General features: G+C 68.8%; 17 protein-coding genes and 1 tRNA gene. 14 read left to right on the top strand and 4 right to left on the bottom strand.

The features are described from left to right. Window positions 1-74: 74 nt before the first annotated feature. Together BC102111_RS12375 and BC102111_RS12380 are read right to left on the bottom strand one after the other, a co-directional pair. Complete coding sequence (locus BC102111_RS12375) at window positions 75-2,618, bottom strand: UvrD-helicase domain-containing protein (protein WP_223289782.1); 2,544 nt, start codon at window positions 2,616-2,618, stop codon at window positions 75-77. A 92-nt stretch (window positions 2,619-2,710) separates the two neighbouring features. After that, complete coding sequence (locus BC102111_RS12380; protein ID WP_009374415.1) at window positions 2,711-3,133, bottom strand: hypothetical protein; 423 nt, start codon at window positions 3,131-3,133, stop codon at window positions 2,711-2,713. A gap of 64 nt (window positions 3,134-3,197) precedes the next feature. Between BC102111_RS12380 and BC102111_RS12385 the strand changes: the two genes are divergently transcribed. From BC102111_RS12385 to pth, 6 genes are all read left to right on the top strand, one after another. Further along, window positions 3,198-3,269, top strand: a tRNA-Gln gene (locus tag BC102111_RS12385). Between the two features lie 35 nt (window positions 3,270-3,304). Then, entirely contained in the window at window positions 3,305-4,759 is a 1,455-nt protein-coding gene (gene glmU, locus BC102111_RS12390; protein WP_063250203.1) for a bifunctional UDP-N-acetylglucosamine diphosphorylase/glucosamine-1-phosphate N-acetyltransferase GlmU, read from the top strand. Next, window positions 4,756-5,727: a ribose-phosphate diphosphokinase gene (locus tag BC102111_RS12395; RefSeq protein WP_009374417.1), complete on the top strand. Its 972-nt coding sequence runs from the start codon at window positions 4,756-4,758 to the stop codon at window positions 5,725-5,727. The genes glmU and BC102111_RS12395 overlap by 4 nt, the downstream gene beginning before the upstream one ends. Window positions 5,728-5,825: 98 nt before the next feature. Next, a complete protein-coding gene (locus BC102111_RS12400) occupies window positions 5,826-6,869 on the top strand; it encodes an alpha/beta fold hydrolase (RefSeq protein ID WP_101624498.1) in 1,044 nt (347 codons plus the stop codon). A gap of 143 nt (window positions 6,870-7,012) precedes the next feature. Next, entirely contained in the window at window positions 7,013-7,660 is a 648-nt protein-coding gene (locus BC102111_RS12405; protein ID WP_009374419.1) for a 50S ribosomal protein L25/general stress protein Ctc, read from the top strand. 161 nt (window positions 7,661-7,821) lie between these two features. Beyond that, window positions 7,822-8,424, top strand: a complete 603-nt coding sequence (gene pth, locus BC102111_RS12410; protein WP_095376774.1) for an aminoacyl-tRNA hydrolase — start codon at window positions 7,822-7,824, stop codon at window positions 8,422-8,424. A gap of 69 nt (window positions 8,425-8,493) precedes the next feature. Here the strand turns inward: pth and BC102111_RS12415 are convergent, their stop codons facing one another. Beyond that, on the bottom strand, window positions 8,494-9,198 hold the full coding sequence (locus BC102111_RS12415) for a rhomboid family intramembrane serine protease (protein WP_009374421.1): 705 nt from the start codon (window positions 9,196-9,198) through the stop codon (window positions 8,494-8,496). Between the two features lie 242 nt (window positions 9,199-9,440). Here BC102111_RS12415 and mfd point away from each other — a divergent pair, with 242 nt between their 5' ends. The 4 genes from mfd (at window position 9,441) to eno (ending at window position 15,595) form a co-directional block, all read left to right on the top strand. Beyond that, window positions 9,441-12,968: a transcription-repair coupling factor gene (gene mfd, locus BC102111_RS12420; protein ID WP_223289792.1), complete on the top strand. Its 3,528-nt coding sequence runs from the start codon at window positions 9,441-9,443 to the stop codon at window positions 12,966-12,968. Further along, window positions 12,965-13,432 carry a MazG nucleotide pyrophosphohydrolase domain-containing protein gene (locus BC102111_RS12425; RefSeq protein WP_095376772.1) on the top strand — a complete coding sequence of 156 codons (468 nt, stop codon included), beginning with the start codon at window positions 12,965-12,967 and terminating at the stop codon, window positions 13,430-13,432. Before mfd ends, BC102111_RS12425 begins: the two co-directional genes overlap by 4 nt. Then, window positions 13,429-14,232, top strand: coding sequence for a tyrosine-protein phosphatase (locus BC102111_RS12430; protein WP_095376771.1), 804 nt, complete (start codon window positions 13,429-13,431; stop codon window positions 14,230-14,232). Before BC102111_RS12425 ends, BC102111_RS12430 begins: the two co-directional genes overlap by 4 nt. An 82-nt stretch (window positions 14,233-14,314) precedes the next feature. Beyond that, on the top strand, window positions 14,315-15,595 hold the full coding sequence (gene eno / locus BC102111_RS12435) for a phosphopyruvate hydratase (RefSeq protein WP_101624499.1): 1,281 nt from the start codon (window positions 14,315-14,317) through the stop codon (window positions 15,593-15,595). Between the two features lie 477 nt (window positions 15,596-16,072). Here the strand turns inward: eno and BC102111_RS12440 are convergent, their stop codons facing one another. Further along, entirely contained in the window at window positions 16,073-17,137 is a 1,065-nt protein-coding gene (locus BC102111_RS12440; RefSeq protein ID WP_223289783.1) for a type IV toxin-antitoxin system AbiEi family antitoxin, read from the bottom strand. 406 nt (window positions 17,138-17,543) lie between these two features. On the opposite strand from BC102111_RS12440, the gene BC102111_RS12445 reads away from it, so the two are divergent. Genes BC102111_RS12445 through BC102111_RS12460 form a run of 4 tightly spaced genes read left to right on the top strand, consistent with a single transcriptional unit; the run spans window position 17,544 to window position 20,790 of the window. Then, entirely contained in the window at window positions 17,544-18,047 is a 504-nt protein-coding gene (locus BC102111_RS12445) for an FtsB family cell division protein (protein ID WP_040340891.1), read from the top strand. After that, complete coding sequence (locus BC102111_RS12450) at window positions 18,044-18,565, top strand: DUF501 domain-containing protein (RefSeq protein ID WP_095376769.1); 522 nt, start codon at window positions 18,044-18,046, stop codon at window positions 18,563-18,565. Before BC102111_RS12445 ends, BC102111_RS12450 begins: the two co-directional genes overlap by 4 nt. Window positions 18,566-18,574: 9 nt before the next feature. Beyond that, complete coding sequence (locus BC102111_RS12455; RefSeq protein ID WP_095376768.1) at window positions 18,575-19,513, top strand: Ppx/GppA phosphatase family protein; 939 nt, start codon at window positions 18,575-18,577, stop codon at window positions 19,511-19,513. Beyond that, window positions 19,510-20,790 carry a S8 family peptidase gene (locus tag BC102111_RS12460; protein ID WP_095376767.1) on the top strand — a complete coding sequence of 427 codons (1,281 nt, stop codon included), beginning with the start codon at window positions 19,510-19,512 and terminating at the stop codon, window positions 20,788-20,790. The genes BC102111_RS12455 and BC102111_RS12460 overlap by 4 nt, the downstream gene beginning before the upstream one ends. Window positions 20,791-20,827: the final 37 nt, after the last annotated feature.

Genomic DNA, 20,827 nt, shown 5'->3' on the forward strand with positions numbered 1-20,827 from the left:
CATTGCCGCGTCCGGCATGGACGAAGCGCCGAGGTGGATGATCACCTCGGCGCTTCTCTGTGTCCTGGGGGCGGTCAGCTGAGTTTCTCGACCGGGGCGTAGCGGAGGAGGAGGCGCTTCGTGCCGGCCGAACCGAAGTCGACGACGGCGACGGTCTTGTCGCCGGTGCCGTTGACCTCGGTGACGGTCCCGAGGCCGAAGGACTCGTGGGAGACCTTCTCGCCCACGGACACCGAGATGACCTCACGGTTGGGGCGGATGCGATTCGGGAAGCCTGCCGAGGGCGCACTCGCGGCGCGAGAGCCGCGGGAGGCCCCTGAGGTGCGTGAGGACCCGCCGAAACCGGAAGCGCCGGAGCCTCCGCGCGAGGAGGACCCGCCGCCGTATCCGCGCGCACCGTAGCCGCCGAAGCTGCTCCCGCCGCCGCTGCCGAGGGCCGAGGAGAAGCTGCCGGTGCTCTCCCATTCGATGAGGTTCTCGGGGATCTCGGTGAGGAAGCGACTGGGCGGGTTGTACTGCGGCTGACCCCACATGCTGCGCGTCTCCGCGCGGGTGACGAGCAGTCGCTGCCTCGCCCGGGTGAGGCCGACGTAGGCGAGACGCCGCTCCTCGGAGAGTTCGCTGGGATTCTCGAACGAGCGGGCGTGTGGGAAGCCGCCGTCCTCGAGGCCGGTGAGGAAGACGACGGGGAACTCGAGGCCCTTCGCCGTGTGGAGGGTCATGAGAGTGACCTGCCCGAGCTCGGCGTCGGGGATCTGATCGGTGTCCGAGGCGAGTGCCACCTGTTCGAGGAATGCGTCGATCGATGCGTCTGCGGCCGCCTCGGCGGGGGACTGCGCTTCGGCATCCGATGCGGACCGAGCATCCGAGGCGACCTGCGCTTCGGCATCCGACGGTCGGCCCGCCTCGGCGGGGGTGGGGTCCGCGTCAGCGGCCTCGGACTTTCCGGGGTCGGCGTCGGCGGCCTCCGGATCGGCGGCGACAGCACGGGTCGCGGAGAAGTCCTCGGCGACGGCGACGAGCTCGGCGAGGTTGTCGACCCGGGACTCGTCCTGCGGGTCCGTGCTCTTCTGCAGGGATTCGAGGTATCCGCTCTGTTCGAGGATCGCTTCGATGACCCGGGAGACGGGGGCCACCTCGGCGGTGGCGGAGAGATCGCGGAGGAGAGCGTAGAACTTCTCCACCGAGGACCGGGCGCGGGTGGACAGGTGCGGGATCTCGCCGAGGCGACCGAGTGCGGCATAGAAGCTGATGCCCTCCCGGTCCGCGAAGTCGGCGATGATTCCCTCGGTGCGGTCGCCGATCGAGCGCTTGGGCACGTTGAGGATGCGGCGGAGGTTGACGTCGTCGTCGGGATTGGCGATGACGCGCAGGTAGGCGAGGGCGTCCTTGATCTCCTTGCGCTCGTAGAACCGCGTGCCGCCGACGACCTTGTAAGGGATGCCCGAGCGGACGAGCGCGTCCTCGATCGCCCGGGACTGGGCGTTCGTGCGGTAGAAGACGGCGAAGTCGCCGTACGTGTACTTCTCCTCGTCGATGAGCTCGTCGATGCGGTCGACGACGAAGCGCGCCTCGGCCTGTTCGTTCTCCGCGACCCAGCCGACGATCGGCTTGCCCCCGCCCTCGGAGGTCCACAGGCGCTTGTCCTTGCGGTCCTGATTGTGGGCGATGACGGCGTTCGCAGCATCGAGGATGTTCTGGGTCGAACGGTAGTTCTGCTCGAGGAGGACCACCTCGGCGGCGGGGAAGTCCTGCTCGAACTCGACGATGTTGCGCACAGTCGCTCCGCGGAAGGCGTAGATCGACTGGTCGGCGTCGCCGACGACGGTGAGCTCGGCACCGGTCGACCCGCCCGCGCCGTCCCCGGCGAGTGCCCGGATGAGGGCGTACTGGGCGGGGTTCGTGTCCTGATACTCGTCGACGAGGATGTGGCGGAACCGGCGACGGTACGAGTCGGCGACCTCGGGGAAGGCCCCGAAGAGGTGGACGGTCTCAGCGATGAGGTCGTCGAAGTCATAGGCGTTGGCCAGGCGCAGACGCTGGGTGTAGCGACGGAAGACGTCGCCTAAGACCTCGTCGGCGGGATTGTTCGGGCGCGGGACGAAGTCCTCGGCCGTCTGCAGCTCGTTCTTGAGGTTGGAGATCCGGTGGAGGATCGACCGCGGCGCGTACTTCTTCGAGTCGAGGCCGAGCTCCTTGAGGATCTGCGCGACGAGGCGCTGCGCGTCCTGGGCGTCGTAGATCGTGAAGTTCGTGCTTCTGCCCAGCGTCTTCGCCTCCCGGCGGAGGATGCGCACGCACGCGGAGTGGAACGTCGAGACCCACATCGCCCGCGAGGCCGGTCCGACGATCGCGGAGACGCGTTCGGCCATCTCCTTCGCCGCCTTGTTCGTGAAGGTGATCGCGAGCACTTCGCCCGGATGCGCGCGGCCGGTGGCCAGGGCATAGGCGATGCGCCTGGTGAGCACCGTCGTCTTGCCGGATCCGGCACCGGCGACGATGAGCAGGGGAGAGCCCGTGTGGACGACGGCCTCCCGCTGCCGAGGGTTGAGGTCAGAGAGCAGGTCGTCGGCGCGGGAGTCGGCGGTCATCGAAGTGTGGTCAGCTGCAGCAGTCATGTCGGAACCAACGATACCGTCCGCCCCTGACGCAGGCAGACGCCCTCACCCGAGCGCCCGGAAGGTGGCTGAGCCGGGGGAGGAGACGAAGGTCAGCCGACGAAGACCGCGACGAGGACGTTGAGGATCGCGAAGGCGAAGGTGAGGTGTGCCATCGTCGCCGAGGGGTGCCGCACCGCGGTGACGGCTCCGTTCGCCGAGGCGGTCGTGCCCGCCGCCGCTGATTCGACCGCCGTCTCTGCGGCGAAGCGCTTCTCCTGCCGGTTGCCGAGGAATGCGAAGACCGTGACGAGGATCGCGACGACGAGTTTGATGCCGATCTTCATGTGATCGACCTGGCCGCCGCCCATCTCCGCGAGGCCGACGAGGAGGAGTCCGGTGACGAGCTGGAGGTAGGACGCGTGGAGCATTCCCGGCAGCACCCGAGGCGAGCGGATGACCGTGAAATAGCCTCCCACGATGATCGCCATGCCGATAAGATGAAGGGTGAGGAGCACCTCGCGCAGAATTTCCATACCGTTCATCGTAATGGCATGATGGGTACTCGTGAGCGCGGGCCCTATGACTGGCGCACGCTGTTCCGCCCTGGTGTAATGGCAGCACGCCGGCCTTTGGAGCCGTGCAGTATAGGTTCGAATCCTATGGGCGGAGCTGGCCCCATCCGACTTGCGAAGGATACCTTTTCAATGCCGCAGATCCGTCCCACTGCCGTCATCGTCCTGGCCGCCGGCCAGGGCACTCGCATGAAGTCGGCACTGCCGAAGGTGATGCACCCGATCGGCGGGCGCTCCCTTCTCCATCACGCGATCGCCGCGGCCGAGGGCACCTCGCCCGACCACCTCGTCGTCGTCGTCCGCCACGAGCGCGACCAGCTCGTCGCCCACCTCGACCAGCTCACGGTCACCTCGACGCGCACCGTCCTCGTCGCCGACCAGGACGAGGTCCCCGGCACCGGCCGGGCCACCGAGTGCGCGCTCACCCAGCTTCCCGCCGACCTCGCCGGCACGGTCGTCGTCACCTACGGCGACGTCCCGCTGCTGACGACGGAGACGATCAACGGTCTCGTCGAGGTCCACGAGGGCGAGGGCAATGCCGTCACCGTCCTCTCCGCCGAGGTGGACGATCCCACCGGCTACGGCCGTGTCGTCCGCGACGCCGCCGGCAACCTCCTGCGCATCGTCGAGCAGAAGGACGCCACCGAGGCGGAGCGGGCCATCCGTGAGATCAACTCGGGCATCTACGCCTTCGACGCGACGGCACTGCGCACCGGTCTCGCCTCCCTGACCACGGACAACGCCCAGGGCGAGAAGTACCTCACCGACGTCGTCGGGGTCTCCCACGACGCGGGCCTGCCCGTCGCCGCCACCGCGACCGACGACCTCTGGCAGGTCGAGGGCGCCAACGACCGCGTCCAGCTCGCCCAGCTCGGCAAGGAGCTCAACCGCCGCACGTGCGAGAAGTGGATGCGGGCCGGCGTCTCGATCATCGACCCGGACACGACGTGGATCGACGTCGACGTCTCCCTCGGCCAGGATGTCACGATCCTCCCCGGCGTCCAGCTCCTCGGAGCCACGGATATCCACGATGGTGCCGTCGTCGGACCCGACTCGACGCTCAAGGACACCGAGGTCGGCGCCGGAGCCCAGGTCGTGCGCACCCACTCGGAGCTCGCGATCGTCGGACCCGGCGCCTCGGTGGGGCCCTTCGCCTACCTGCGCCCGGGCACGAAGCTCGGCGCGGACGGCAAGATCGGCACCTTCGTCGAGACGAAGAACGCCGACATCGGACCGGGTGCGAAGGTGCCGCACCTGAGCTACGTCGGCGACGCGGAGATCGGGGAGGGCACGAACATCGGCGCCGCCTCGGTGTTCGTCAACTACGACGGAGTCGCCAAGCACCGCACGACGATCGGCAGGCACGCACGGATGGGCTCGGACAACATGTACGTCGCCCCGGTCACGGTGGGCGACGGCGCCTACTCGGGTGCGGGCACCGTGGTGCGCAAGGATGTCCCTGCAGGAGCGCTCGCCATCAATGTGGCCCCGCAGCGCAACCTGGAGGGCTGGGTCGAAGCCAACCGCCCCGGCACGCCTGCAGCGCAGGCCGCCGAGGCCGCATCCGATAGGGGAACGGATAAGTGAACGAGATAACGACGGCGGGCGACAAGAAGCTCGTCCTGGTCAGCGGACGGGCGAACCCCGAACTCGCTGAGCAGGTGGCGGAGAACCTGGGCACCGAGCTCCTGCCGACCGACATCTACAACTTCGCCAACGGCGAGATCTACGTCCGGTTCTCCGAATCCGTGCGCGGCTGCGACGTCTTCGTCCTCCAGTCGCACAGCGCTCCCATCAACGAATGGCTGATGGAGCAGCTCATCATGGTCGACGCCCTCAAGCGCGCCTCGGCGAAGCGGATCACCGTCATCGCCCCCTTCTTCCCCTACGCGCGCCAGGACAAGAAGCACCGCGGCCGTGAGCCCATCTCCGCCCGCCTCGTCGCCGACCTCTACAAGACCGCCGGTGCGGACCGCATCATCACCGTCGACCTCCACACCGCCCAGATCCAGGGCTACTTCGACGGACCGGTCGACCATCTCATCGCGATGCCCATCCTCGCCGGCTACGTCAAGGACAAGTACCCCGGCGACCTCGCCGTCGTCTCGCCCGACGCCGGCCGCATCAAGGTCGCCGAGAACTGGTCGAACGCCCTCGGCGGCGTGCCCCTGGCCTTCATCCACAAGACCCGCGACATCACGCGGCCGAACGAGACGAAGGCCAACCGCGTCGTCGGTGAGGTCGAAGGCCGCACGTGCGTCCTCGTCGACGACATGATCGACACCGGAGGCACCATCGTCCAGGCCGCGGACGCGTGCATGGCGGCGGGGGCGAAGAACGTCATCGTCGTCTCCACCCACGCCGTGTTCTCCGGGCCCGCCGTCGAGCGCCTGTCGAACTCCGTGGCCGACGAGGTCATCGTCACCAACACCCTGCCGCTGACCGAGGACAAGATCTTCGACAAGCTCACGGTGCTCTCGATCGCCCCGCTCATCGCCCGCGCGGTCCACGAGGTCTTCGAGGACGGGTCGGTCACCAGCCTCTTCGAGGTCTGAGACCCGCCGTCTACCGCACCGTGGACACCGACGAACCCCCGCCCCCGAGCGGGGGTTCGCTCTACACTGGAGGCAGGCGAGGGAAGGGAGCCCGGACGATGTCGACCCATGACTACAACCGCTACAGGGTGGACGTCGCCGGAGGTGCGCTCTCCGTCGGCGTGTGGGAGCCGGTCTCCGCCGAACCCGGACCCGTTCCCACCGTGTGCGTCATCCACGGCATCACCTCGAACCACCTCTTCTTCGCCGGGCTCGTCCCGCTCCTGCCGGGCGTGCGCATCATCGGACCGGACCTGCGCGGACGCGCGGACTCTCGTCTCCTGCCCGGGCCCTTCGGCATGCGCGTCCACGCCGAGGACGTCCTCACCGCCATCGAGACGTTCTCCGACTCGGGAACCGTCACCCTCGTCGGGCATTCGATGGGCGGATTCGTCGCGATGACGCTCGCCGGACTTCCCGCGGCTCTCGGTGCCGACGACACCAGCACCGACACCGAGGCGACCGTGCGCTTCCGCGGCCCCGTCCTCATCGACGGCGGCCTTCCCCTCCCGCTCGCGCTGCCCGGGGCGGGGGAGGAGCTGTCGCCGGGCGAGGCCGAGAGCGAGGAGCTCAACGCCGCACTCGACACCGACGACCTCATCGCCGCCGTCCTCGGCCCAGCCGCCGAGAGGCTGTCGATGACCTTCACCACCGTCGAGGAGTACCTCGCGTTCTTCGCCGCCCATCCCGCCTTCGTCGATGGACTCGACACCGTGGCGACCGAGAGCTTCGTCTACGACCTCGCCGCCAAGGACGACGACACGTTCCAGCCCTCGACCTCGGTCGAGGCGATGGAGGCCGACTCCGCCGACATGTATCAGGGCGCTGCCTACCCGGCGGCGCTGGCCGCGGTCATGGGTGACGAGGAACGGCAGGCGGACGTCGCCTTCCTCGCCGCCGAACGCGACCTCGTCGCCGCCGAGCCCGGCCTCTACCCGCCCGAGCTCGTCGCCTCCTACCGGCGGCGATGGCCGCGCATGGAGGTCGTCGAGGTCCTCGGCACCAACCACTACGACATCCTCCTCACCGAGGAGGGACTCGCCGCGTGCGCGGCAGCCGTGCAGGAACGACTTGGAGCACTCACCGAGGGTGCCGTAGAATAGTCGGGTTGCCTCGGCGAGGGAGACGCCTGTCTCCGTGATCGACGCGGTCCTGACCCACCTCGGGTGCGCTGATATGCGGCCCCGGGTGCGGCCTCAGACTGTTTCGCCGTGGTGCATGAGAGATCACCACGAAGGAGAGAAACATGGCTGACTTCAAGCTCATCGCAGAACCCCGCGACGAATTCGGCAAGGGCGCTGCCCGCCGCATCCGCCGCGCCGGTCGCATCCCCGCGGTCGTCTACGGCCACGGCGGCGACCCCGTCCACATCTCGCTCGAGGGACACGCCACGATGATGGCCCTCAAGCACGCCAACGCCCTGCTCGAGATCGAGAGCACCGACGGCGCGAAGAACGTCCTCGCGATCGCCCGCGACGTCCAGATCGAGCCCGTGCGCCGTGAGATCGAGCACGTCGACCTCATCATCGTCAAGCGCGGCGAGAAGATCGAGGTCGACGTCCCCGTCCACGTCGTCGGCGACGCCGCCCCCGGCACGATGGTCTCGCAGGTCGAGTCGACGCTCGCCGTCCTCGCCGACGCGACCAAGCTGCCCGAGCTCTTCGAGGTCTCCGTCGAGGGCCGCCCCGCCGGTGAGCACATCCTCGCCGAGCAGGTCGAGCTGCCGGCCGGCGTCGAGCTCGTCGCCGACCCGGAGCTGCTCGTCGTCAACATCTCCGAAGAGCTCGAGATGGACACCGAGTCCGATGCCGACGAGACCACCGAGGACGAGGCCGCCGACGAGGAGTCGACCGACGAGGCCGCCTCCGAGGACGAGGCCTCCGAGGAGGAGTGAGAACACTGATCCGACCCTGACCGGGGTTGGACCGGCACTCACCCGAGTGTGACCACGACGATCGGCGGGCCGCCACCACGGCGGCCCGCCGATCTGCCTATCCTGGGTCCGGACACGCCTTCGGCGGGCGGCAGGGATGACGAGATGAGGAGAGGGCGACGATGAGCAGCGAAGCCTGGTTGGTCTTCGGACTCGGCAATCCGGGACCGGAGTACGCGGCGACCCGGCACAACATCGGACAGATGGTCGTCGCGGAACTCGCCTCGCGCATGGGCATCAGCCTGACGCGGACGAAGCTGCGCGCGAACGTCGGCACCGGCCGGCTCCCCACCGGGTCCATTCCCGGGGTGCCGGGGCCTCGGGTCGTCCTCGCCACCTCGACGGGATACATGAACAACTCCGGTGGGCCGCTGAGGCAGGTCGCCGACTTCTACGGCATCGACCCGGACCACATCATCGCCGTCCACGACGACGTCGACCTGCCCTTCGACACGATCAAGGCGAAGGTCGGCGGGGGAGAGGGCGGACACAACGGCCTGCGGTCGATGACCTCGGCGCTGGGCACGAAGGACTACGTGCGCATCCGCGCCGGCGTCGGACGGCCCACCGGCCGCCAGGACACCGCCGACTACGTGCTGCGGCCGTTTGCGAAGGACGAGCGCACGACCCTGCCGATCTTCGTCTCCGACGTCGCCGACGCCGTCGAGATGTGCATCATCGAGGGCCTGCTGCCCGTGCAGGCGAAGTTCCACGCCCGCAGCTGAGGACTCCGGGACCGCCTCGGCGAGGGCGGGAACGAACCGGTCGGAAGGACCGCCGGATCAGACGATCACTCAGGCCACGGGACGGGCACCGCTCCGGCGGTGGATGTACCACGCGGCGATGATGCCGCCGATGAAGCCGAAGAGGTGACCCTGCCACGACACGCCGTTGGCCTGCGGGAAGAGCCCGAAGACGAGGGAGGCGCCGTAGGTGACGAAGACGAAGAGCCCGATCGCGAAGTAGATGATCCTGCGCAGGACGTCCTCGGTGAACCACGTGCGCACCGCGAGGTAGCCGAAGTAACCGAAGACGATGCCCGAGGCGCCGACGATGTAGTGGCCGGGGAAGGTCGTCAGCCACGCGCCGAGGCCGGAGACGACCGCGGAGATCACCGTGACGAGCCAGAAGCGGCGGGCGCCCTCGGCGGCGATGAAGAGGCCGAGGATGAGGAACGGGAACGTGTTGGCCAGCAGGTGTCCGAACCCGGCGTGGAGGAGGGGACCGGTGACGATCCCGTAGAGGGCGATCGGGTTCCACGACTGCAGGCCGAAGGCGTCGAGGTCTGCCGGCAGGATCGCGTCGACGATCTCGACGATCCACATGATCGCGAGCAGGATGAAGACGGGGGCGAAGCGGGAGAACCCGCCGGAGTACATCGACCGCAGGCGCGCACCGGGGGACTGGCGGGTGCCTGGCTGGGGTGAGTGCGGAGAGTCGGTGCCGAAGAGGGCCCGGGACTCCTCGGCGGTGAAACGAGGGGAGTTGTCGGAGCTCATGCCTCGATTATCGGCCACGAACTTTGGAGAACCCCCAGAGACGCGGGCCCGTGACCGTACTGTTAGGGAGCCCGGCGGCGGGTGTCGGCCCCGGTCGACCCTCCCGTTCCCGGTCCCTGTCCTGGTCAGGCGCGCACAGGTCGGATCGGGTCCGAGTCAGGGGCGTGGACTAGAATTGCCAGGTGCTCAACGGACTCGATCTCACATTGCAGAATCCCACCGTGACCGAACTCGTCGAGGCCATGGCCGACCCGACGACGACCGGCGGGACCATCGACGCGATCAAGGGACTGTGGCCCTCGATTCTGCGGCGGACCGTCTCCTCCGGGCCCGCCGCCTCACCGCAGCTCATCGTCACCGCCACGACCCGGGAGGCCGAGGACCTCGCGCGGTCGCTGGCCGACTGGGTGCCTGCCGACTCGATCGCCGTCTTCCCCAGCTGGGAGACCCTGCCGCACGAGAAGCTCTCCCCGCGCTCGGACACCGTCGGTCAGCGCCTCGAGATCCTCCGCCGCCTCGCCCACCCGAAGCCCGGGGGCGCACTCACGTTCATCATCGCCCCCGTCCGCGCGTTCCTCCAGCCCCTGGCCAAGGGACTCGGGGAGATCCCGCCGATCGAGCTCGCCGTCGGCGACGAAGCCGAGATCGAGGCGTTCTCCGCGCGTCTGACCGAACTCGCCTACACCCGTGTCGACATGGTCTCCCGCCGTGGCGAGTACGCCGTGCGCGGCGGCATCGTCGACGTCTTCCCGCCGACGGTCGACCATCCGCTGCGCATCGAGTTCTTCGGCGACGAGGTCGACGAGATCCGTGAGTTCGCCGTCGCCGATCAGCGCTCCATCCCCGCCGAGGCGGACGCCGACCCCCTGCGCCTGTCCGCGCCCCCGGTCCGCGAACTCCTCCTCACCGATTCCGTCCGGGCGCGGGCCGCCGAGCTCGCCCCCACCCTTCCCGCCGCCGCCGACATGCTCGAGAAGATCGCCGCAGGCATCGCCGTCGAGGGCATGGAGTCGCTCACCGCGGTCCTCGCCGACGGGATGGAACCGCTCATCGCGCTCCTGCCCGAGGGCACGAAGATCATCGTCACCGAACCCGAACGTGTGGCCGCGCGCGCCGCCGACCTCGTGGTGACGACGAACGAGTTCCTCGAAGCCGCGTGGTCGGGTGCCGCCGCGGGCGGGGACTCGCCGATCGACCTCTCCGCCGCGACCTTCCGCACGCTCGAGGAGATGCGCGAGGGCGCCGGACTCATCGGACTCGCCTGGTGGGAGATCGGGGGGTTTGCGACCGACGCCGAACTCGTCTCCCCGCACGCGAACCTCTTCTCCATCCCCGCCCGGCCGCCGAAGGGCTACGCCGGTGACGTCGAGGCGATCCTCACCGACGTGCGCGGGCTCGCCCACGACCAGTGGCGGATCCTCGTCCTCACCGAAGGACAAGGGCCGGGCCAGCGCATGGTCGAGGTGTTCTCCGAGGCCGGAGTGCCCGCGACCTTCGTTGAGGACCCGACCGATGCGCCCGAGGCCCTCGTCACCGTGACCACGGCCGCCCCGTTCGGGGGCTTCGTCTTCGACGACCTCAAGCTCGCCGTGCTCACCGAGGCCGACGTCCTCGGGCGGGCGGCTGCGACCTCGACCCGTGACATGCGCCGACTGCCGACCCGCCGCAAGCGCAACCAGGTCGACCCCCTCAACCTCGCCCCCGGAGACCTCGTCGTCCACGAGCAGCACGGTGTCGGACGGTTCGTCGAGATGACGCAGCGGACGACGGGCAAGGGCGCCGCCAAGCACACGCGCGAATATCTCATCATCGAATACGCGCCGGCCAAACGCGGCCAGCCCGGTGACCGACTCTACGTGCCCTCCGACGCCCTCGACCAGGTCAGCCGCTACGTCGGCGGTGAGAACCCGAGCCTGAACAAGATGGGCGGCGCCGACTGGCAGTCGACGAAGGCGAAGGCGCGCAAGGCGGTCAAGGAGATCGCCGGGGAGCTCATCCGCCTCTACTCGGCCAGGCAGGCGACCGTCGGCCACGCGTACGGGCCCGACACCCCGTGGCAGCGCGAACTCGAGGACGCCTTCCACTACGTCGAGACCACCGATCAGCTCACGACGATCGACGAGGTCAAGGCCGACATGGAGAAGTCGGTGCCGATGGACCGGCTCATCTGCGGCGACGTCGGCTACGGGAAGACGGAGATCGCGGTGCGGGCGGCGTTCAAGGCGATCCAGGACGGCAAACAGGTCGCCGTCCTCGTCCCGACCACCCTCTTGGTCCAGCAGCACTTCGAGACCTTCGCCGAACGGTACGCGGGATTCCCCGTCACCGTCGGTGCCCTCTCCCGGTTCCAGACGAAGCAGGAGTCGGAGAAGGTCGTGTCCGACCTCGCCGACGGCAAGCTCGACCTCGTCATCGGCACCCACCGCCTCCTCAGCGGGGAGGTGCGGTTCAAGAACCTCGGGCTCGTCATCATCGACGAGGAGCAGCGCTTCGGCGTCGAGCACAAGGAGACGCTCAAGGCGATGCGCACGAACGTCGACGTGCTGGCGATGTCGGCGACCCCGATCCCGCGCACGCTCGAGATGGCCGTGACCGGCATCCGCGAGATGTCGACGCTCGCGACCCCGCCCGAGGAGCGCCACCCCGTCCTCACCTACGTCGGCAAGTACGAGGACCAGCAGGTCAAGGCCGCGATCCGGCGCGAGCTCATGCGCGAGGGCCAGGTCTTCTACATCCACAACCGGGTGCGCGACATCGAGGCCGTGGCCGCCCGCCTCGCCGAACTCGTGCCCGAAGCGCGGATCGCGATCGCCCACGGCAAGATGAACGAGCACCGTCTCGAGCAGGTCATCGTCGACTTCTGGGAGAAGAAGTACGACGTGCTCGTGTGCACGACGATCGTCGAGACCGGCATCGACATCGCGAATGCCAACACGCTCATCATCGACCACGCCGACCGCTACGGCCTCTCCCAGCTCCACCAGCTGCGCGGCCGCGTGGGTCGAGGCCGCGAACGCGCGTACGCGTACTTCCTCTACCCCGCCGACACCCAGCTCACGGAGACCGCCCTCGACCGGCTGACGACCTTGGCCGCGCACACCGAGCTCGGCGCCGGGATGCAGGTGGCGATGAAGGACCTCGAGATCCGCGGCGCCGGCAACCTCCTCGGCGGCCAGCAGTCGGGACACATCGAAGGGGTCGGCTTCGACCTCTACGTCCGCCTCGTCGGCGAGGCGGTCGCGAACTTCCGCGGCGAGGACACGGAACCCGAGGCGGAGATGCGCATCGAGCTGCCCGTCGACGCCCACCTGCCCGCCGAGTACGTCGACCACGAGCGGCTGCGCCTCGAGGCGTACCGGAAGCTCGCGGCCGCGGCGAACGAGGACGAACTCCAGGAGGTCCTCGACGAACTCGTCGACCGCTACGGTCCCTACCCGGAGGCCGTGGGCGTCCTCGCCGACGTCGCCCGGCTGCGGATCCGGGCGCGCGCCTCGGGCGTCAACGACATCGTCGTCCAGGGCAACTTCGTCCGCTTCGGACCCGTCGAACTCGAGGACTCCCAGGTCGTGCGGCTCAAGCGCCTCTATCCGAAGTCGCTGCTCAAGCCCGCAATCCGCTCGGTCCTCGTGCCCAAGCCGATGGACGGCAACGGGTTCGGGGCCAAGGAGATGACCGACTCCGACATCCTCCGCTGGGCCCACCAGTTCCTCGACGCGATCCTCCCGGTCGTCCCCGCCGAGGTGGTCCCCTCCGAGGTCGTTCAGGCATGACCGGCGACGGCGACACGTCAACGGAGGCGGGGCCCCGCGTCGACGGCATCGTCGAGGCGATGGCGGTGCTGCGCTCCCGGTGCCCGTGGTCGTCCGAACAGGACCATGCGAGCCTGGAGAAGTACGCCAGGGAGGAGACGGAAGAGCTCATCGAGGCGCTGGCGGACTTCCGTGCCGACCCGGGGCCGGCGACGCGGCAGGCCGTCATCGACGAACTCGGCGATGTCCTCTACCAGGTGCTCTTCCACTCCGCGCTGCTCGATGAGAGCGGGGGAGAGGACTACGGCCACAGCCTCGGCGCCGTCATCGACGGACTCGAGGCCAAACTCGTCCGTCGCCACCCCTTCGCCTTCGACGGTCAGGGGCGGGGCGGACCGATGGCCTCGCTCGAGGACGTCGAAGCCGAGTACCGTCGGATCAAGGACGACGAACGCGTCGCCGCGGACGAAAGCGAGGAACAGTGAGCCTGGACAGGATCGACATCGAGGGGACCTTCAACTTCCGCGACCTCGGCGGGGCACCCGTGGGCGGGGGAGAGTCCGTGGCGACGGGGAAGGTGTTCCGCGCCGACGGCCTCGCCCAGCTCACGGACCGCTCGCGCGAGGAGCTGCGCCGCTTGGGGATCACGACCGTCCTCGACCTGCGGGACATCGGCGAGCGGGCGAAGCACCCCGACGCCCTCGCCGGCCTCGACGTCGACCACATCGAACTCCCGATCTTCGAGGACCGGTTCTTTCCGGCAGCGCCGCTGAGCGCCGAGGAGATGAGGGAGCTCGCAGAGACGACGGGACTCGACCTCACCGACCGTTCCCTGCGCCGGATCTACGACTACCTCATCGACCACTTCGGTCCGCGGCTCGCACTCGCCGTCGACACGATCGCGAACCGGTGCGGGGACGGCATCGTCTTCCACTGCTCGGCGGGCAAGGACCGCACCGGCCTCGTGGCGGCGTTCGTCCTCGACATCCTCGGCGTCGACCGGGACGACATCCTCGACGATTACACGGTCACCGAGGACCACCTCGGCGGGGCGTTCCTCGAATCCGTCCTCCGCAACTACTCGGACGCCGGGATCTCGGGCAACCTCGTCGAGACGGCGACGGCCGCACCCCGGGATCTGCTGGCGGGCATCCTCGATTCCCTCACCGAGACCTACGGTGATGACGCCGTGGAGAAGTACCTGCTCGAGCATGGGATGGATCCGCAGACCCCGGCACGACTGCGACAGCGGCTGCTCGAGGCAGGCGACGACCGAGCCGCGTGAGGACGGGCGCCCTCGCGTTGTGCACTAAGCTGAACCGCAGGCACATGTTCCCCATGTGATACCGACTGCTAAGGAGTGATCAGTGGCTGAGATCGTCGCCGCAAATGCCCGCGAAATCCTGGATTCCCGGGGAAATCCCACCGTCGAGGTGGAAGTGCTCTTGGCCGACGAGTCCGTCGGTCGCGCCGGAGTCCCCTCCGGTGCCTCGACGGGTGAGTTCGAGGCCGTCGAGCTGCGCGACGGAGATCCCGAGCGCTACCTCGGCAAGGGTGTGACGAACGCCGTCGACGCCGTCATCGACGAGATCAACGAAGCCATCGTCGGCCTCGAGAGCGACGACCAGCGCCTCGTCGACCAGGCGCTCATCGAACTCGACGGCACGGAGAACAAGTCCCGCCTCGGCGCGAACGCGATGCTCGGCACCTCGCTCGCGGTCGCGCGGGCGGCGGCGGTCTCGGCCGACCTCCCGCTCTACCGCTACCTCGGCGGCCCCAACGCCCACGTCATGCCCGTGCCGATGATGAACATCCTCAACGGCGGATCGCATGCCGACTCGAACGTCGACATCCAGGAATTCATGATCGCCCCGATCGGCGCGGCGAGCTTCCATGAGGCGCTGCAGTGGAGCGTCGAGGTCTACCACGCGCTCAAGGGCGTGCTCAAAGAGCGCGGCCTGTCCACCGGACTCGGCGACGAGGGCGGCTTCGCCCCCAACCTCGAATCGAATGCCGCGGCCCTCGACCTCATCCTCGAGGCCATCGAGATCGCCGGCCACCGTCCCGGACGTGACATCGCGCTCGCCCTCGACGTCGCCTCCTCGGAGTTCTTCAAGGACGGCGCCTACGAATTCGAAGGCGAGAAGAAGTCGGCTGCGGACATGGCGGCCTACTACGAGGAGCTGCTCGGCAAGTACCCGCTCGTCTCGATCGAGGACCCCCTCGACGAGAACGACTGGGAGGGCTGGGCGAAGCTCACCGAGGCGATCGGTTCGAAGGTCCAGCTCGTCGGCGACGACCTCTTCGTCACCAACCCCGAGCGCCTCGAGCGCGGCATCGACAACGACACCGCGAACTCGCTGCTCGTCAAGGTCAACCAGATCGGCACCCTCACCGAGACCCTCGACGCCGTGGCGCTCGCGCAGACCCACGGGTACACGACGATGATCTCTCATCGCTCCGGCGAGACCGAGGACACGACGATCGCCGACCTCGCGGTGGCCACCAACGCCGGGCAGATCAAGGCCGGTGCGCCCGCCCGCTCCGAGCGCGTCGCGAAGTACAACCAGCTCCTGCGCATCGAAGAGCAGCTCGGCGACGCCGCCCGCTACGCCGGCAAGCGCGCGTTCCCGCGCTTCGACGCCTGAGGCCCTGCCTCCGGGTTGGCCCGGCTGCACTGCGGCTGACGTCAGCCGGCCGCACTGTGGCTGAGGTCAGTCGGTCGCACCGTGGCTGACGTCCGCGCGCCGCACCGTGGCTGACGTCAGTCGGCCGCACGCTGGCTGACGTCAGTCGGTCGCACGGTGGCTGAGGTCAGTCGGTCGCACGCTGGCTGACGTCAGTCGGTCGCACGGTGGCTGAGGTCAGTCGGTCGCACCACTGCGCCGAGGCGGGGGCGGGGGACCCGCCAACGGCCCCCGCAGCCCCCGCCTCGGCGATTGCGCGTCGGCTGTGCTCACCCCTGGTTGCCTCACCTACGCTGAGCGCCACGTCGCACCCTTGGCTCCATAACGCCCCGTTCGCTCCGCACGTCCTACCCGGAGCGCCGAATCCTCCCCTTGTGCGGGTTGTTTTTGTCGTTGCACCGGCGGGGAGGACGCAACGTCATCTCGCCGAGGCGGTCGTCACCTCGCCGAGGCCGTCGTGGCCCCCATCACCGCCCGCTTGATCTCTTCGAACTTCGCCTCCTGGAACAGTTCCTTCCAGCTGATGCGCACGATGCGCCACCCGCGATCGCGCAGCCACTGCTCGCGTCGCCGCTCCCGTTCGAGCTCGTCGCGAGGCACCCCCGAACCGAGGTAAAGCTTGCCGATGCCGTCGACCTCGACGATGAGGTGGGCCGCCTGATGACAGAAGTCGACCCGGATGGTGGTGCCGAACGTGTCGGTCGTGAAGCTCACCTGCGGGGTCATGCCGACGATGCCGTGCTGGTAGAACCGCACGGCCGCGACCGACTCCGCGGGTGACTCGCGGCGGGCATCGGCGAGATCGAGCGCGAGTTCCACGCGCTTCGAGTTCCGCTTCTCGAACGACTGGGCGACGACCGTGCGGATCTTCGCCGGGGTCGTAAGCTTGCGACGCAGGGCGTCATCGAGCATGGCCACGGAGATCTCGAGGCTGTACGTGCGGGCGACATCGACGAGTGTGCGCTCGAGCGTCGTGACCTGCAGGCCGTAAGGGGTCGTCTGGATGTGCTGTTTCGGGATCGTCGCCCCACGCACGTGGAGGTTGGGGAATCGGCGATTGACTCCCGGGCGGACGACCTCGACCTGGTGCGTGACCGGGTAGGCGACCGGCAGTCCGTGCATGAGCGCCGCGGAGATGTGGGTGATGATCTCCGAGTCCGCCGGGGACGCGGCATTGCGGCGTGCATCGTCGGTCGACGGGACTGCGATGTGCCGCTGCCCCTGCTGGAACCGCACCTCGCAGTGGGCCATGACGGCGGCGTTGAGGGCTTCGATCGTGTCGCGCTGGTCGCCGTGTGCGACGAACTCGTCGTGGGTGCCCTCGTCGATGCTGCTCCAGAGAACGCGGTGGCTGTCGACGCTGCATACGTGACGCACGAGGTAGACGCCTCGGGACAGGCGGAGCAGACAGCAGTCGCGAGCGAAGCGGAGGTCGGTGTGGGTGAAACCGAGGCGGGTGAGCTCTTGGGTCGTGAAGATCTTGTACATGAAACCAAAGTGCATCAAATGAAGTCTAAGCACAATAGACAGTTTGATAACTGTGGATAACTCTGTGCATGGGGTGTGGATAAGAGTGTGGACGCCGAGTCGGTTGCGACGGCCGAGCGCGCGCGAGCTGGGCGTCGCGAGCGGCGAGGGGCGCCATCCGTCATGGCTGCCGCTGAATCATCCCCGTGCAAACGTAGGACATGCGGCTCCTGGTGCGGGAAGCTGAGCTCCGGGTTGTGTGTGCTGCGAAGTGTGTGATTCGCCGCTCGGGGTAGGACGTGCGGCCTGTTGGGTGGGCCTTCCCCGGGCGGAGGACGCGAACACGCCACGACGGCGAAATCCTCGCCGAGGCGAAGTCGACACGGCAGACTTGTCAGTACTGCGACTGCCTTCCCAATCCCCGGTCGCACTAGGAAGAGTCATGGTTCCGAGCAAACCGAGAAGATCTGCCCCGAAGACGGCCCCCGGCAAAGCCTCCCCTCGGCGTCGCCCCAAGCCGGTCGTCGAGGTGCCCGCGCAGCGTGAGGCGCGCGGGCGCCGCATGTCGTGGCAGGCCGGAGTGTTCCTCGCCGTGCTCGCCATCGTCCTCGTCACCTTCCTGCCCTCGATCAACTCCGCTCTCAAACAGGCGCAGCAGATCGCGGCGCTCAACAACGAGATCGACGCGACCCGCTCCGAGGTCGAGGCGCTGCGGGAGAAGAACGAGGATCTCAAGGACCCGACCCACATCGCGCGCAAGGCCCGGGAAGAGCAGTACTACGTCGAGAAGGGCAAGAACGCCGTCATCGTCACCAATCAGGAGACGAGCGAGGATGACGATTCGGACACAGTGTCCCCACAGCGCAGTCAACCCTGGTACCTTGAGTTGCTGGAGTCGATCGAAGAGGTCGGCAATTCGAGCAACACGACGGGAACCGGTCAATGATCACAGAGTGCACCGAGGCGGACTTCGCGACGCTGAAGGAGCAGCTCGGACGCATTCCCCGCGGTGTCGTCGGCATCGCCGCCCGCAGCACCACGGGAGAGCCGCTCGTCGTCGCCACGGCCCCGCGGCTCGAGGACGGCACCCCGTTCCCCACGACGTTCTACCTCACCCATCCGGCGTTCGTCGCCGAGAGCTCGCGCCTGGAGGCCTCGGGCATCATGGCCGAGTGGACCGCTGAGCTCGGTGAGGACGAGACCCTCGCCGAGGCGTACCGACGTGCCCATGAGGCCTACCTCGCCGTGCGGGCGGAGATCGGCGAGGCCGCCGGCATCGCCGAGGTCGGGGAGATCGCCGACTTCTCCGCCGGCGGCATGCCGACCCGGGTCAAGTGCCTCCATGCACTGGTCGGTCATGCCCTGGCCGCGGGCCCTGGCGTCAACCCGATCGGCGACCGCGCCCTGTCGTTCATGGACGACGTCCCGACCCCGGCCGTCACCACCGCCGAGACGACCGACTAGGAGGAGACCATGCGCGTAGCCGCATTCGACTGCGGAACGAACTCGCTGCGCCTGCTCGTCGCCGACATCGATGACCACGGCGCGATGACCGAACTCCGCCGTGAGACCCGCATCGTCCGGCTCGGCCAGGGCGTCGACGCCACGGGGGAGTTCGCTCCCGAGGCCCTCGAGCGCACCTTCGCCGTCACCCGCGAGTACGCCGAGCTCGCCGCCGAGTACTCGCCGGAGCGGATCCGCTTCGTCGCCACCTCGGCGAGTCGGGACGTGAGGAACCGGGACGAGTTCTTCGCCGGCATCTTCGCGATCCTCGGCGTCGTCCCCGACGTCATCACCGGTGACGAGGAGGCCCGTCTGTCCTTCCTCGGCGCCACCGCCGGACGCAGCGCCGATGAGGGCCCGTTCCTCGTCATGGACCTCGGCGGGGGATCGACCGAGCTCGTCCTCGGTACCGGAGATGTCGAGGCAGCGGTGAGCATGGACATCGGCTCCGTGCGCCTGACCGAACGCCACATGGCCTCCGACCAGCCCGACGGCGAGCAGATCCGGGCGGCGGTGACCGACATCGACACCCACCTCGATGAGGCCGCCGAGGTGGTCGACCTCGGCGCCGCCCGCACCTTCATCGGCGTGGCCGGGACCGTGACGACGCTGACCGCCGGCATCCTCGGACTCGACAGCTACCTGCGTGAGCGGATCCACGGGGCCCGTCTCACCGTCTCCGAGATCGAGCGGCAGGCCGACGACCTCGTGCGCATGGATCGGGACGCCCGCGCCGCACTGCCCTACATGCATCCCGGTCGCGTCGACGTCATCGCCGCCGGCGGCCTCATCTTCGCCCGCACGGTCTCCCGAGTCGACGACGCCGTCCGCACCCGCGGAGGCGAGCTGGCGATCACGGTCTCCGAGACCGACATCCTCGACGGCATCGCCCTCGACCTCGCCTCATGACCCACCCGACCGCACACACCACGGGACGCCGGCTCACCGCCGGTGCGCGCCGGCTCGCGCTCATCGGACTCGTCATGGGTCTCATCGTCGGCACCGCCCAGCCCGCTCTCGCCGCGCCCAAGGCCGGGCCCGGACAGTGGTTCATCGAGGACTACGGCATCGACGAGCTGTGGAAGACCTCGACCGGGGAGGGCGTCAACGTCGCCGTCATCGACTCCGGGGTGAACAAGGACCACGCGGACCTCAAGGGCGTGGTGACGAAGGCCAAGGACTTCAGCGGACTCGGCAAGGACGGCACGACCCCGATCGGGGGCAAGGAGACGATCCACCACGGAACCGCGGTCGCCGGCGTCATCGCAGGCCAGGGGGAGGGGCCGGGTCCCGTCGGCGTCGCCCCCGACGCGAAGATCCTCTCCGCCTCGATGTGGCTCGGACCCGACCGCCCGAAGGAGTCCGGGTCGACCCGCGAGCAGGCGGCCGAGGCCGTCCGCTGGGCCGTCGACAACGACGCGAAGGTCATCAACATGTCCCTCGGCTGGGACGATCCCGCGTGGCCGGAGAGCTGGGACAAGGCGTTCGCCTACGCGTACGAGAAGGACGTCCTCGTCGTCGCCTGTGTCGGCAACGCCTCCCAGGGTGCGACCCAGGCGTGGTCGCCCTCGACAGTGCCCGGCGTCATCGGCGTCGGCGGTCTCGGCAAGAACGGACGCGTGCTCGACGCCTCGACCGCACCGGGGACCGCCGTCGACCTCATGGGACCGGCGGCCGACATCCCGATCCCGTACTACTCAGGCGGCTACGCCGAGGGCCAGGGGTGTTCGTTCGCAGCACCCGTCGTCTCCGGAGTCGCCGCCCTCATCCGCGCGGAGAACCCCGACCTCAGCGCCGACGAGGTGGCGGCGAAGCTGCTCACCACCGCCAAGCCGGTGAAGGGCTACAAGGGTCAGAGCACTGCGGACAAGCCGGATCCGATCGTCGGCTGGGGCCGCCTCGACCCCGTGGCGGCGATGAAGGCAGACGTGCCGAAATCGGTGCCGAGTGCCGCCGACGCGCTCTCGAGCTGGGTGACGATGCACCGTCGCGCCGACAAGGATCCGACCGAGACCGAGACCGCTGCCCCGACCGAGGAGGGCGGTCAGAAGGCGGTCGCACCCACCGACGTCGTCTCCTCCCAGTCGACGCCGACCCTCGGATACTGGACGCTCGGCGTCGGCGGGGCCGTCGCCCTGAGCCTCATCGTCCTCTCCCTCGTCGTCCACCTGCGTCGTCGCCGCTGATCCCGAGGGCGTGATACGCGTCTCATCTGGGGCATCG

This window comes from Brevibacterium casei CIP 102111, assembly GCF_900169275.1.
GTDB classification, from domain to species: domain Bacteria; phylum Actinomycetota; class Actinomycetes; order Actinomycetales; family Brevibacteriaceae; genus Brevibacterium; species Brevibacterium casei.

Bases quoted from the DNA above. Each gene is read 5' to 3' on its own strand.
- BC102111_RS12455 (WP_095376768.1), top strand. From the start codon at position 18,575: ATGCGCGTAGCCGCATTCGACTGCGGAACGAACTCGCTGCGCCTGCTC.
- glmU (WP_063250203.1), top strand. From the start codon at position 3,305: ATGCCGCAGATCCGTCCCACTGCCGTCATCGTCCTGGCCGCCGGCCAG.
- BC102111_RS12440 (WP_223289783.1), bottom strand. From the start codon at position 17,137: ATGCACTTTGGTTTCATGTACAAGATCTTCACGACCCAAGAGCTCACC.
- BC102111_RS12400 (WP_101624498.1), top strand. From the start codon at position 5,826: ATGTCGACCCATGACTACAACCGCTACAGGGTGGACGTCGCCGGAGGT.
- BC102111_RS12460 (WP_095376767.1), top strand. From the start codon at position 19,510: ATGACCCACCCGACCGCACACACCACGGGACGCCGGCTCACCGCCGGT.
- BC102111_RS12405 (WP_009374419.1), top strand. From the start codon at position 7,013: ATGGCTGACTTCAAGCTCATCGCAGAACCCCGCGACGAATTCGGCAAG.
- BC102111_RS12425 (WP_095376772.1), top strand. From the start codon at position 12,965: ATGACCGGCGACGGCGACACGTCAACGGAGGCGGGGCCCCGCGTCGAC.
- pth (WP_095376774.1), top strand. From the start codon at position 7,822: ATGAGCAGCGAAGCCTGGTTGGTCTTCGGACTCGGCAATCCGGGACCG.
- BC102111_RS12375 (WP_223289782.1), bottom strand. From the start codon at position 2,618: ATGACTGCTGCAGCTGACCACACTTCGATGACCGCCGACTCCCGCGCC.
- BC102111_RS12445 (WP_040340891.1), top strand. From the start codon at position 17,544: ATGGTTCCGAGCAAACCGAGAAGATCTGCCCCGAAGACGGCCCCCGGC.
- BC102111_RS12415 (WP_009374421.1), bottom strand. From the start codon at position 9,198: ATGAGCTCCGACAACTCCCCTCGTTTCACCGCCGAGGAGTCCCGGGCC.
- BC102111_RS12380 (WP_009374415.1), bottom strand. From the start codon at position 3,133: ATGGAAATTCTGCGCGAGGTGCTCCTCACCCTTCATCTTATCGGCATG.
- BC102111_RS12450 (WP_095376769.1), top strand. From the start codon at position 18,044: ATGATCACAGAGTGCACCGAGGCGGACTTCGCGACGCTGAAGGAGCAG.
- mfd (WP_223289792.1), top strand. From the start codon at position 9,441: ATGGCCGACCCGACGACGACCGGCGGGACCATCGACGCGATCAAGGGA.